This is a genomic window from Variovorax sp. P1_G12, from assembly GCF_056405555.1.
Genome location: NZ_JBFUBW010000004.1, coordinates 162979 through 174776, shown reverse-complemented (window position 1 = coordinate 174776; position 11798 = coordinate 162979). Strand labels below are relative to the sequence as shown.

The 11798-nt window shown below is 67.6% G+C and carries 12 protein-coding genes; 11 read left to right on the top strand and 1 reads right to left on the bottom strand.

Annotated features, from left to right (window positions below; genetic code table 11):
• The first annotated feature begins 22 nt into the window (after positions 1-22).
• Genes AC1D2O_RS06460 through AC1D2O_RS06440 form a run of 5 tightly spaced genes read left to right on the top strand, consistent with a single transcriptional unit; the run spans position 23 to position 6025 of the window.
• Positions 23-2242, top strand: a complete 2220-nt coding sequence (locus tag AC1D2O_RS06460; protein WP_478156526.1) for a TonB-dependent hemoglobin/transferrin/lactoferrin family receptor — start codon at positions 23-25, stop codon at positions 2240-2242.
• A gap of 24 nt (positions 2243-2266) precedes the next feature.
• Entirely contained in the window at positions 2267-3340 is a 1074-nt protein-coding gene (locus AC1D2O_RS06455; protein ID WP_478088208.1) for a hemin-degrading factor, read from the top strand.
• Positions 3337-4215 carry a heme/hemin ABC transporter substrate-binding protein gene (locus AC1D2O_RS06450; RefSeq protein WP_478088210.1) on the top strand — a complete coding sequence of 293 codons (879 nt, stop codon included), beginning with the start codon at positions 3337-3339 and terminating at the stop codon, positions 4213-4215. Before AC1D2O_RS06455 ends, AC1D2O_RS06450 begins: the two co-directional genes overlap by 4 nt.
• Entirely contained in the window at positions 4212-5249 is a 1038-nt protein-coding gene (locus AC1D2O_RS06445; protein WP_478088212.1) for a FecCD family ABC transporter permease, read from the top strand. The genes AC1D2O_RS06450 and AC1D2O_RS06445 overlap by 4 nt, the downstream gene beginning before the upstream one ends.
• Positions 5246-6025 (top strand): heme ABC transporter ATP-binding protein, encoded by a 780-nt coding sequence (locus AC1D2O_RS06440; RefSeq protein WP_478088214.1) that lies wholly within the window; start codon positions 5246-5248, stop codon positions 6023-6025. Before AC1D2O_RS06445 ends, AC1D2O_RS06440 begins: the two co-directional genes overlap by 4 nt.
• Here the strand turns inward: AC1D2O_RS06440 and ppsR are convergent.
• Positions 6022-6843, bottom strand: a complete 822-nt coding sequence (ppsR, locus tag AC1D2O_RS06435; protein ID WP_478088216.1) for a posphoenolpyruvate synthetase regulatory kinase/phosphorylase PpsR — start codon at positions 6841-6843, stop codon at positions 6022-6024. The genes AC1D2O_RS06440 and ppsR overlap by 4 nt on opposite strands.
• A 199-nt stretch (positions 6844-7042) precedes the next feature.
• On the opposite strand from ppsR, the gene ppsA reads away from it, so the two are divergent.
• The 6 genes from ppsA (at position 7043) to rplI (ending at position 11735) form a co-directional block, all read left to right on the top strand.
• Entirely contained in the window at positions 7043-9436 is a 2394-nt protein-coding gene (gene ppsA, locus AC1D2O_RS06430) for a phosphoenolpyruvate synthase (RefSeq protein ID WP_478156525.1), read from the top strand.
• A 215-nt stretch (positions 9437-9651) separates the two neighbouring features.
• On the top strand, positions 9652-10134 hold the full coding sequence (locus AC1D2O_RS06425) for a hypothetical protein (RefSeq protein ID WP_478090840.1): 483 nt from the start codon (positions 9652-9654) through the stop codon (positions 10132-10134).
• A 159-nt stretch (positions 10135-10293) separates the two neighbouring features.
• A complete protein-coding gene (gene rpsF / locus AC1D2O_RS06420) occupies positions 10294-10668 on the top strand; it encodes a 30S ribosomal protein S6 (protein WP_286610166.1) in 375 nt (124 codons plus the stop codon).
• A 4-nt stretch (positions 10669-10672) separates the two neighbouring features.
• Complete coding sequence (gene priB / locus AC1D2O_RS06415) at positions 10673-10969, top strand: primosomal replication protein N (RefSeq protein WP_478090841.1); 297 nt, start codon at positions 10673-10675, stop codon at positions 10967-10969.
• 18 nt (positions 10970-10987) lie between these two features.
• Positions 10988-11269: a 30S ribosomal protein S18 gene (rpsR, locus tag AC1D2O_RS06410; RefSeq protein WP_007830781.1), complete on the top strand. Its 282-nt coding sequence runs from the start codon at positions 10988-10990 to the stop codon at positions 11267-11269.
• A gap of 13 nt (positions 11270-11282) precedes the next feature.
• Positions 11283-11735 (top strand): 50S ribosomal protein L9, encoded by a 453-nt coding sequence (gene rplI / locus AC1D2O_RS06405; protein ID WP_478090842.1) that lies wholly within the window; start codon positions 11283-11285, stop codon positions 11733-11735.
• Positions 11736-11798 lie beyond the last annotated feature (63 nt).

Sequence of the window (11798 nt, the reverse complement as noted above, 5' to 3'; positions counted from 1 at the left end):
CAACTGTTTTCTGGACCCTCAAGTGGCACGCTCACCCGCCTTCGCGCATCGACTTCAAACGCTCCCCTGGCTGATCGCCTGCGGCCTCTCTACCTTCGCCGCGGCCCAGGAGGCCGGCCCCGCCCGGATCGCGGCCCTCGGCGAGATCGTGGTGAGCGGCTCGCGCTCCGAGCAGAACAAGGAAGACGTCCCGGCCACCATCGAGGTGATCGACCGCCAGCAGATCGAGTTCGAGCAGATCCACGACATCCGCGACGCGGTGCGCGACATTCCCAACGTCTCGGTCCGGCGCGCGCCCGCACGCTTCGGCCTGGCGGCCGGGAACACCGGTCGCGACGGGAATGCAGGCTTCAACATCCGCGGCCTCGACGGCAACCGCGTGCTGCTGATGACGGACGGCATCCGCATGCCGCGCAGCTACGTCTTCAGCGCCAACGCCTTCGGCCGCGACTACTTCGACCTCGGCCTGATCGAGCGGATCGAGATCATCAAGGGGCCGGCCTCGGCGCTCTACGGGTCCGACGGGCTCGCCGGCCTGGTCAACTTCATCACGCGGCAGCCCGAGACCTTCCTTGCCGACGGCAAGACCTTCGGCGGCAGCGCGAACGTCGGCTACAGCGGCGACGACAACGGCTGGCAGGGTGGGGTCACGCTTGCGGGCAAGGCCAGCGACACGGTGAGCTGGCTGATCTCGGCCAACGGCAGCCGTACGCACGAGCTCGAGAACATGGGCACCAACGACGCCCGCAATTCGGACCGCACCGCGCCCAATCCGGAGCGCACCGACAGCAAGTCGCTGCTGGCCAAGGTGATCGTCACGCCGAACGCCAGCCTGACCCACAACCTCACGTTCGAGCACGTGGAGCGGTCGACCGGCTACGACCTGCTGTCGGGCATTTCGAAGCCGCCGTTCGCCTCGACGTCGGTGATCGGCCTCGGCGCGCTGACGCAGTTGCAGCGCGACCGCCTGACCTGGGACGGCCGGCTGCGCGTGGACTCGGTGCTGGCCGACAACCTGCTGGGCTACCTGAGCTACCAGAAGTCGAATTCGCAGGAGCTCGCCTGGGAAAACCGCTACACCGCCGCCGACCGGATGCGCGACGTGACCTATGGCGAGAACACCTGGCAGGCCGGCCTGCAGGCCGACAAGACCTTGCGCATGCCCGGGGACTGGTCGCAGCGCATCACCTACGGCATCGACTACACGAACACGCAGGTCGAGAACCTGCAGACCGGGCTGGTGCCGCCGGTCGGCGAGGTCTATCCGCTCAAGCGGTTCCCCGACACGACCGAGAAGACCGCGGCCTTCTATGTGCAGGATGAGTTCATCCACGACCAGTGGAGCATCACGCCCGGGGTGCGCTTCGACCGCTTCGACATCGATGCGGATCAGACCGGCTTCAACGCCCGCGCGGTGTCGCTGTCCGACTCGGCGGTCTCGCCCAAGCTCGGCGTGCTGTTCCGGGCGACGCCGCAATGGACCGTCTACGGCAACTACGCCTCCGGCTTCAAGGCGCCCAACGCGTTTCAGGTCAACAACTTCTTCGAGAACGTGGTCTCGGGCTACCGGACGATTCCCAATCCGGGCCTGAAGCCGGAGACCAGCCAGAACTTCGAGATCGGCACGCGCGGCCGCGCCGGCATCCTGAATTTCGAGGCCGCGGTCTTCACCGGCACCTACAAGGACATGATCGAGAACGACCGCCAGATCGGCGGCGTGTTCGGGTCGCGCACCCATCCCGCGACCTTCCAGTCGGTCAACATCGGGCGCGCGCGCATCGACGGCTTCGAGTTCAAGGGCGAACTCGACTGGACCACGCAGGGCACGGGCTTCTCGCTGCCCTTCGCCTACGGCCGCACGAACGGCGAGGACCGCACCGCCAACGTGCCGCTCAACTCGGTCGACCCGGAGAAGTTCATGGTCGCCCTCCAGTACCAGGCGCCGACCTGGAGCGTGCGCCTCGATGCGGTTCACTACGCGGCCAAGAAGCGCAGCGATGTCGATCCGGCCGAAGTCACCACCGGCGTCCAGTACCTCACGCCTTCGGCCACCACGTTCGACCTGAACGCCCAGTGGCGCATTCGCCGCGACCTGCGTCTGAACGTCGCGCTGGTCAACCTGACCGACAAGAAGTACTGGATGTGGAGCGATGTCCGCGGACTCGCGTCGAACTCTCCGATCGTGGATGCCTACACGCAGCCTGGCCGGCACTTCAGCGTGTCGCTCGTGGCCGATTTCTGATTCACCTCACCCAAGCAGGAACTCATGACGACCAACGAACTCATCCGCGAACGATTCGCCGCGCTGCGCGCCGAAGGCAAGCGCCACAGGGACGCCGCCGAAGCGCTCGGCATCAGCGAGGGCGAGGCCATTGCCGCCCATGCGGGCGCGCATGACCGGGCGTTGCGTGCAACGCCGCTGCGCGGACCGTGGCTCGAATTGCTGCAAGCGCTGGAACCGTGCGGTCCGGTGCTGGCGCTGACGCGCAACGCCTCGACGGTGCACGAGAAGACGGGCATCTACCGGAACCTGTCCGGCGGTGCCCGGATGGGCCTCGCGCTCGGCGAGGAGATCGACCTGCGGCTCTTCTTCAGCCACTGGCATGCCGGCTTCCTCGTCAGCGAGGTGGCCGCGAACGCGGGCCAGCCGCCGTCGCTGAGCCTGCAGTTCTTCGATGCCAGCGGCCTGGCCGTGCACAAGATCTTCGCCCGCGATGCGACCGATCGCGATGCCTTCCAGTCGGTCGGCCAGGCCCATGCCGATGCCGCGCAGCTTGCGGCCTTCGGCCCGGCCCAGCCCAAGGCGCCGCCGCGGCCCGACCGCGAGATCGACGGCGCCGGCCTCGCCCAGGCCTGGGGCGGCATGACCGACACGCACCAGTTCTTCGGGCTGCTGAACAAGTTCGACGTCGAGCGGCAGCAGAGCTTCCGCCTGACCGAGGGCCGATTCACGACACGGGCCGCCCGGCTGGCGGTGCGCGAGCTGCTGCACGAGGCCTCCTTCGCGGGCACGCCCATCATGGTCTTCGTGGGCAGCCCGGGCTGCATCCAGATCCACACCGGGCCGGTGGTGCGCGTCGAGCCGATGGAGATGCGCGGCATGCAGTGGCTCAATGTGCTGGACCCGGGCTTCAACCTGCACCTGCGCGAAGACCTGATCGAGAGCGTCTGGATCGTCGAGAAGCCGACCAGCGACGGCGTCGTGACCTCGGTCGAGGCCTTCGACCGCGAGGGTGGCCTGATGGCGATGTTCTTCGGTGCGCGCAAGCCCGGTGTTCCGGAGCGCGAGGACTGGCGCGAGCTGGTGCGCAAGCTGCCGAGCGCCGAGGTGAGCGCATGACGGGGGCGACGCGAGAACGGCGTGACACGCTTCGCCTTCTCGGCGCGTGTGCGCTGGCCGCCTGCGCGTGGCCCGCCGCTGCGCAGGGCCCGCGCGCACCGCGCCTGGTGACCGTCAGCGGCGCCATCACCGAGGTGGTGTTCGCGTTGGGGGCCGAGTCGCAGCTGGTCGGCACCGACACCACCAGTCTTTACCCGGAGGCCGCCCGCCGGACACCGAAGGTCGGCTACATGCGCCAGCTCTCTGCCGAAGGGCTGCTGTCGCTCAAGCCCGATGCGGTGATCGCCACCACCGAGTCCGGGCCACCGGTCGTGCTCGATCAGCTGCGTGCGGCCGGCGTCAGGCTGGAACTGGTCGAAGCCGACCACAGCTGGGGCGAGGTGCAGCGCAAGGTGGCTGCCGTGGGCCGCGCGGCGGCGCGCGAGCCGCAGGCGCGCGAACTGGTGACGCGGCTCGATGCCGAATGGTTCGAGGTGCAGCAGCGCGTGGCGGCGGACGCAGCCGGAACGCGCAAGCCGCGCGTGCTGTTCGTGCTGTCCCACAGCGCGAGCCCTCAGGTGTCGGGAGAGAGGACGGCGGCGCATGCGGCGATCGGCTTCGCCGGCGGTGTCAACTGCCTCTCGGGCTTCCAGGGCTACCGGCCGATGACCGCCGAGGCCATGGCCAGCGCGGCCCCGGATGTGATCCTGACCACCACCCAGAGCATCGAGGCGCACGGCGGTGCAGAGAAGTTCTGGCAGCGCCCGGAACTCGCGTTGACGCCGGCCTTCAGGAAGCGGGCGCTGGTCACGCAGGATGCCTTGCTGCTGCTGGGGTTCGGTCCGCGCCTGCCTTTCGCCATCAGCGAACTGCACAAGAGCTTTCGCGCGGCATGAGCGGGCGGCTGACGATGCGCGCCACCCTGGTGGGTGGCCTCGTGCTGTTGCTGCTGAGCTTCGCCGTCGGCGCCGGTTCGGGCGCCTACGCCATCAGCGCCTCGCAATGGCTGGGCGTGTTCGGCTCGATCTGGCAGGGCGGCGCCGAGGCGTCGCCCGAGTACCTGGTGTTCGCCAACATTCGGCTGCCGCGCCTGATCCTCGGCGTCGCCGCCGGTGCGGGGCTCGGCATGGCAGGCACCCTGATGCAGGGGCTGTTCCGCAATCCGCTCGCCGACCCGGGCCTGATCGGCATCAGCAGCGGCGCCGCGCTGGCGGCCGGCGTCACCATCGTGCTCGGCGCCTGGCTGATGCCGGTGCTGCCGCGCACGCTGGGCAGCTGGACGCTGGTCAGCATGGCCTTCGGCGGCGGCTTCGTGGTGACGCTGCTGATCTATGGCCTGTCGCGCAGCGAGGGCAGCACGCGCATGGCGCTGATGCTGCTCGCGGGCATCGCGATCAACGCGCTGGCGGGGGCCGGGCTCGGCTTCCTGAGCGTGATGGCGTCGGACGAACAATTGCGCAGCCTGCAGTTCTGGCTGCTGGGCAGCCTGGGCGGCGCGCGCTGGAGCGCGGTGCTGCTGGTCGGCGCGATCGTCGGCGTGGCGCTGTGCATCGGCTTGACGCTGGCCGCGCCCTTGAACGCGATCGCGCTGGGCGAGGCGCAGGCGACGCTGCTGGGCGTGGACGTCGAGCGCGTCAAGCGGCGGGCGATCCTGGTGACCGCGTTCGCGGTCGGCGCGGTCACCGCGACCACCGGCATCATCGGCTTCGTCGGCCTGATCGCGCCGCATTGGATCCGGCTGGTGGCGGGGCCCGACCATCGCGTGGTGCTGCCGGGGTCGGCGCTCCTGGGCGCTGTGCTGGTGCTGGCCGCCGACACGGTGGCGCGCACTGCGATGGCACCGACCGAACTTCCGCTGGGGGTGCTGACCGCCTTCATCGGCGTGCCGATGTTCCTTCTCATGCTGCGGCACTTCCGGGGGCGCATATGACGCTCGGCTGCATCGACGCCGACGTGCGCATCGGCGGCAAGACCGTGCTGTCCGGCGCGAACATCACGCTGCACCCGGGCCGGGTGACGGCCATCCTGGGCCCCAACGGCGCGGGAAAGTCCACCCTGCTGTCGGTGCTGGGCGGCCGGCGCCGGCCGGAGCGCGGCCGCGTGCTGCTCGACCGCCTGCCGCTGGCCGAGCACAAGACCGCGGCACTGGCCCTGCGCCGGGCCCTCATGCCCCAGGAGAGCGCGGTGGCCTTCGACTTCACTGCGCAGGACATCGTCGCGCTGGGCCGTTTTCCCCACCGCGGCACGCCGAGCCGGGACGAAGACGCCATCGTCGAAGGCGCGATGGCGCTGACCGATGTGTCGGCGCTCGCGCACCGGGTGCTCAACACCTTGTCGGGGGGCGAGAAGGCGCGCGTGCAGATGGCGCGCGCGCTGGCGCAACTGTGGGAGCCCAGGGCCGACGGCAGCGCCCGCTGGCTGCTGCTGGACGAGCCGACCGCCGCGCTCGACCTGGCGCACCAGCATGCCGCGATGCGGCTGCTGCGCGGCTGGGCGGGGCAGGGCGTGGGCATCGTGGCCGTCCTGCACGACCTCAACCTGGCGCGCCGCTATGCCGACGACGTGGTGGTGCTGGTCGGCGGCGCCGGCGTCCACCAGGGGCCGGCGGCGGAGGTGTTGAAGCCGGCGCTGATCGAGCGCGTCTGGGGCATGCCCTGCCAGCCGGTGGCGGCCGCCGACGGCACTGTTCAATACCTGTTCGGCTAGTACGTGAGTCGCTCGGGCCGCAGTTCTTGGAGGATCGTGGTCGCGATCTCCTCGATCGACTTGGTGGTGGTCGACAGCCAGCGGATGCCGGCCCGCCGCATCATCGCCTCGGCCTCGCTGACCTCCTGGCGGCAGTTCTCGAGGCTGGCGTAGCGCGAATTCGGCCGGCGCTCGTTGCGGATCTCGCTCAGGCGCTCGGGCTGGATCGTGAGCCCGAAGATCTTCTTGCGATGCGGCATCAGGGCCGGCGGCAGCTGGCGGCGGTCGAAATCCTCGGGGATCAGCGGGTAGTTGGCCGCCTTCAGGCCGTGCTGCATGGCGAGATACAGCGAGGTCGGCGTCTTGCCGCTGCGGCTGACGCCGACCAGGATCACGTCTGCGCCCTCGAGATCGCGGTGGCTCTGGCCGTCGTCGTGCGCCAGGCTGAAGTCGATGGCCTGGATGCGGGCGTCGTACTCCTTGCTCTTGCTGACGTCGCTGAAGCGGCCGATGCGATGGTTCGATTTCATGGCGAACTCGATCTCGAGCGGCCGCACGAAAGTTCCGAACATGTCGAGCAGCATGCCCTTGCAGCCGGTTTCGATCACTTCGAGCACTTCCATGTTCGCCAGTGTCGTGAACACGATCGGCCGCACACCCTCGATTTCGGCCGTGTGGTTGATCTTCCGCACCGCCTGGTGCGCCTTGTCTGCGGTGTCGGTGAAGGGCAGCCGCACGTGGCGGGGCTTCATCTCGAACTGGGCCAGAACGGCATTGCCGAAGGTCTCGGCGGTGATGCCGGTGCCGTCGGAAACGAAGAAAACAGTGCGCGTTTGCATATTTGGGCGACCTTGTCCTGCGGCACGCCGGACCCGGCCGCGCCTACAATTCGCCCCATTATCGGGAATGCCGGGCGCTTTCCCCTCAGCCTTCCCCTTCGAATTCCAGCATGCACCCCCCGCCGATGCCCAGAGCAAGAAGAACGATCGCGTCGCGGCGCCTGCATGCAGCATCAGTTTCAACTTCTGGAGCTTTCCCATGTCTGCACTGTTCGAAGCGACCGCCCTGGTCGTACCGTTCGAAAACCTGAGAATGACCGACGTCGAGTCGGTCGGCGGCAAGAACGCCAGTCTCGGCGAGATGATTTCCCAGCTGCCGCAGGGCGTGCGGGTCCCCACCGGCTTCGCCACCACGGCCCATGCATTCCGCCAGTTCCTGGCGCACGACGGCCTGGCCGACAAGATCAGCGCCAAGCTCGCGACGCTCGACACCGAGGACGTGCGCGCGCTGGCCACGGTCGGCGGCGAGATCCGCGCGCTGGTCGAGGCCCAGCCCTTCCCGGCCGACCTGCAGCAGGCGATCGCCGAGGCTTTCGCGACGCTGTCGGCCGGCAATCCCCAGGCCAGCTTCGCGGTGCGTTCCTCCGCCACCGCGGAAGACCTCCCTGACGCTTCCTTCGCGGGCCAGCAGGAGACCTTCCTCAACGTGGTCGGCATCGAGGACGTGCTGCACAAGATGAAGGAAGTCTTCGCCTCGCTCTACAACGACCGCGCGATCAGCTACCGGGTGCACAAGGGCTTCGCCCATGACGTGGTGGCGCTCTCCGCCGGCGTGCAGCGCATGGTGCGCAGCGACCTCGGCGCGGCCGGCGTGATGTTCACGATCGATACCGAGTCCGGCTTCGAGGACGTGGTCTTCATCACCTCGAGCTACGGCCTGGGCGAAACCGTGGTGCAGGGCGCCGTGAACCCCGACGAGTTCTATGTCCACAAGCCGACGCTGCGCGCCGGCAAGCGGGCCGTGATCCGTCGCAATCTGGGCTCCAAGCTGATCCAGATGGAATTCGCGAGCGCCGCGGAGAAGGCGGCCAGCGGCAAGCTGGTGAAGACCACCGACGTGCCGACCGAGCAGCGCAACCGCTATTCGCTGACCGACGCCGACGTCGAGCAACTGGCGAAATACGCGCTGGTCATCGAAGAGCACTACGGCCGTCCGATGGACATCGAATGGGGCAAGGACGGCACCGACGGCCAGCTCTACATCCTGCAGGCGCGTCCCGAGACCGTGAAGAGCCAGCAGCAGGGCAAGGCCGAGCAGCGCTACAAGCTGCTGGGCCGCGGCGCCATCCTGGCCGAGGGCCGCGCGATCGGCCAGAAGATCGGCACCGGGCCGGTGCGGCTGGTCCACAACATCAGCGAGATGGACAAGGTCCAGGCCGGCGATGTGCTCGTGACCGACATGACCGACCCGAACTGGGAGCCGGTGATGAAGCGCGCCGCCGCGATCGTCACCAACCGGGGCGGACGCACCTGCCACGCGGCGATCATCGCGCGCGAGCTCGGCATCCCGGCGGTGGTCGGCTGCGGCGACGCCACCGACCTGCTCAAGGACGGCACGCTGGTGACCGTGAGCTGCGCCGAGGGCGACACCGGCTTCATCTACGACGGCCTGCTCGAAACCGAAGTGACCGAGGTCCAGCGCGGCGAGATGCCCCCGATCGACCTCAAGATCATGATGAACGTGGGCAATCCGCAGCTGGCCTTCGACTTCGCCCAGCTGCCGAACCACGGCGTCGGCCTGGCGCGGCTCGAGTTCATCATCAACAACAACATCGGCGTCCATCCCAAGGCGATCCTCGACTACCCGAATGTCGATGCCGACCTCAAGAAGGCGGTCGAATCGGTGGCACGGGGCCATGCGTCGCCGCGGGCCTTCTACGTCGACAAGGTGGCCGAGGGCATCGCCACCATCGGCGCCGCCTTCTGGCCCAAGCCGGTGATCGTGCGCCTCTCGGACTTCAAGTCCAACGAGTACCGCAAGCTGATCGGCGGCAGCCGCTACGAGCCCGAGGAAGAGAACCCGATGCTGGGCTTCCGCGGCGCGGCGCGCTACCTCAGCGGCGAGTTCAGCGAGGCCTTCGCGATGGAGTGCGAGGCGCTCAAGCGCGTGCGCAACGAGATGGGCCTGACCAACGTGCAGATCATGGTGCCCTTCGTGCGCACCCTGGGCCAGGCCGAGCGCGTGACCACGCTGCTGGGCGAGCACGGCCTGAAGCGCGGCGAGAACGAACTCAAGCTGATCATGATGTGCGAGGTGCCGAGCAACGCGATCCTGCCCGAGGAGTTCCTGAAATTCTTCGACGGCTTCTCGATCGGCTCGAACGACCTGACCCAGCTCACGCTGGGCCTGGACCGCGACTCCGGCCTGGAACTGCTGGCCGCCGACTTCGACGAGCGCGACCCGGCCGTCAAGGCGCTGCTGGCGAAGGTCATCAAGGCCTGCAAGGACCAGGGCAAGTACGTCGGGATCTGCGGCCAGGGCCCCAGCGACCATCCGGATTTCGCGCTCTGGCTCGCCGAGCAGGGGATCGAGTCGATCTCGCTCAACCCCGACAGCGTGATCGAAACCTGGCAGCAGCTCGCCAAGCGCTGAGCGGCTGCGAGGGGCGGCGGTGGCAGATTTGTCACCGCCGCGCAACGACTTGGTCACGGTCTTTCGTGTAATCCTCGCGTCAGCTGGCTGTATTTGCAACCAGATGCTTCTTTGGTGTCAAACTCGCCGGATCCCGGGGCGCGGTTGTGCTGAAGTCGCACCAGGACCATTGGCCGGCCCTGCTATACGCCCTGACCTTGACGTCGAGGAACCCCATGATTCTTGTCAAGACCGAAGCCGGGCAGCGTGTTCTCAAGGACCGGTCCATTGCGCTGACGCCACGCCAGCGCACCGCGTTCATCCTTTTCGATGGCAAGCGAAGCGTTGGCGAGGTGCTCGAGTCCGGAATGGGCGTGAGCCGCGAGGAGATCGACCAGATGGTCGGGCAGGGGCTGCTGGCGCAGGTCGGGGAGGGTGCGACCGCGGTTGTGGCCGTCCCAGCGGCGCTTCCGGTTGCCGCCGCGCCCAAGCGTGCAGCGGGTGTACCGCAGGCCGCGCGCTCGGACCAGCAACGCTACAAGGACGCCTATCCGATCGCCACCCAGCTGACCGGCAGCCTCGGCTTGCGCGGCTTCAGGCTCAACCTGGCGGTCGAAGGCACCTCGAACTGCGAGCAACTGCTGGAGCTGTTTCCCAAGATCCAGGCCGCGGTGGGGCCCGAGAAGGCCTCGGCGCTCGAACGGGCGCTGCGCGGCTGACCCGCACGCCCCCTCAAGGGGCCTCAGGCCACCCGGGAACGGCCCGGCGCCGGCCTGAGTGCTATAATTTACGGCTTTGCCTTGCCACACCACGTCTGACGCCGCGGGTGGCTCAACCCCTTTCCTGCCAATCGCGGGAAAAATCCACAAGGAGTGCCAATGCGTCACTATGAAATCATTTTGCTGATCCATCCGGATCAGAGCGAGCAAGTTCCGGCCATGCTGGAACGCTACAAGGGCCTGATCACGGCCGGCGGCGGCAAGGTCCACCGCGTTGAAGACTGGGGCCGCCGTCAGCTGGCCTACCAGATCAACAAGCTCAACAAGGCGCACTACCTGTGCGTGAACATCGAAGCCGAGCAGACCGTCATGGCCGAACTCGAGCACGCGTTCAAGTTCAACGACGCCGTTCTGCGCCACCTCACCGTGGTCAAGAAGAAGGCCGACACCGGTCCTTCGTCGATGATGAAGACGGTCGAGCGCGAAGAGGCCCGCAAGGCCCAGCAGGCCGAATACGCCGCCAACAACAACTGATGTTGTGAGCGCTGCCGCGGTCAATCAGCTGGTGCTGACTGCCTGCGTCGCCGAACTCGGAGCCATGCGTTACACGCCTGCCGGATTGCCCGCCATCGACCTGCGACTCGAACACGAGTCGACAGTGACCGAAGCGGCCCAGCCCCGACAGGTCAAGGCGGCCATCAAGGCCGTCGCGTTCGGCGCAGTGGCCGAGCGGCTCGCAAGGCAGGAGCTGGGCAGTCTCTGGCGATTCCAGGGCTTCCTCGCCACACCGGGTACGGCCAAGCATCCCGTGCTTCACATTCAAGAATTCAACTAATTTTCTAGAGGTCCAAAAATGGCCACGTTCAAGAAATTCAACAAGGACAAGCGTCCGAAGCGCAACACCCAGTCGTTGCTGTTCAAGCGCAAGCGCTTCTGCCGCTTCACCGTCGCCGGCGTCGAAGAAATCGACTACAAGGACATCGACACCCTGCGCGACTTCATCAGCGAAAACGGCAAGATCATCCCCGCACGCCTGACGGGCACGCGCGCGATCTACCAGCGCCAGCTCAACACCGCGATCAAGCGTGCCCGCTTCCTCGCGATGGTGCCGTACAGCGACCAACACCGCGTCTAAGGAGCCAGATACCATGCAAGTCATTCTTCTGGACAAGGTCGTCAACCTCGGCGTGCTCGGCGAAATCGTCAAGGTCAAGGACGGTTACGCTCGCAACTTCCTGATCCCGTCGGGCCGTGCCCGCCGTGCCACCGAAGCCAACAAGGCCGAATTCGAAGCCAAGCGCGTCGAACTCGAAAAGGCTGCTGCCGCCAAGCTGGCCGAATCGCAAGCCCAGGGCGAGAAGCTCGCCGGCACCACCGTCAAGCTGACCCAGAAGGCCGGCGTCGACGGCCGCCTGTTCGGCTCGGTGACCAACAGCGACATCGCCGAAGAGCTCAACAAGCAGGGCTACAAGGTGGCGAAGTCGCAGGTGCGCATGCCCAACGGCCCGATCAAGGTCGCTGGCGACAGCACCGTCAGCGTCGCGCTGCACACCGACGTGGTGGTCGACATCACCGTCGCGGTCTACGGCGAAACCGCCTGATCGCCCGACGCGCTTCGCGCGCTTGGAAGAGCCGCCTTCGGGCGGCTTTTCTTTTTCCGGGCG

What these genes read in the sequence shown, in the direction of transcription:
- rplI (WP_478090842.1), top strand. Translation starts at nt 11,283, where the DNA reads ATGCAAGTCATTCTTCTGGACAAGGTCGTCAACCTCGGCGTGCTCGGC.
- ppsA (WP_478156525.1), top strand. Translation starts at nt 7,043, where the DNA reads ATGTCTGCACTGTTCGAAGCGACCGCCCTGGTCGTACCGTTCGAAAAC.
- AC1D2O_RS06450 (WP_478088210.1), top strand. Translation starts at nt 3,337, where the DNA reads ATGACGGGGGCGACGCGAGAACGGCGTGACACGCTTCGCCTTCTCGGC.
- AC1D2O_RS06445 (WP_478088212.1), top strand. Translation starts at nt 4,212, where the DNA reads ATGAGCGGGCGGCTGACGATGCGCGCCACCCTGGTGGGTGGCCTCGTG.
- AC1D2O_RS06425 (WP_478090840.1), top strand. Translation starts at nt 9,652, where the DNA reads ATGATTCTTGTCAAGACCGAAGCCGGGCAGCGTGTTCTCAAGGACCGG.
- ppsR (WP_478088216.1), bottom strand. Translation starts at nt 6,843, where the DNA reads ATGCAAACGCGCACTGTTTTCTTCGTTTCCGACGGCACCGGCATCACC.
- rpsR (WP_007830781.1), top strand. Translation starts at nt 10,988, where the DNA reads ATGGCCACGTTCAAGAAATTCAACAAGGACAAGCGTCCGAAGCGCAAC.
- rpsF (WP_286610166.1), top strand. Translation starts at nt 10,294, where the DNA reads ATGCGTCACTATGAAATCATTTTGCTGATCCATCCGGATCAGAGCGAG.
- AC1D2O_RS06455 (WP_478088208.1), top strand. Translation starts at nt 2,267, where the DNA reads ATGACGACCAACGAACTCATCCGCGAACGATTCGCCGCGCTGCGCGCC.
- AC1D2O_RS06440 (WP_478088214.1), top strand. Translation starts at nt 5,246, where the DNA reads ATGACGCTCGGCTGCATCGACGCCGACGTGCGCATCGGCGGCAAGACC.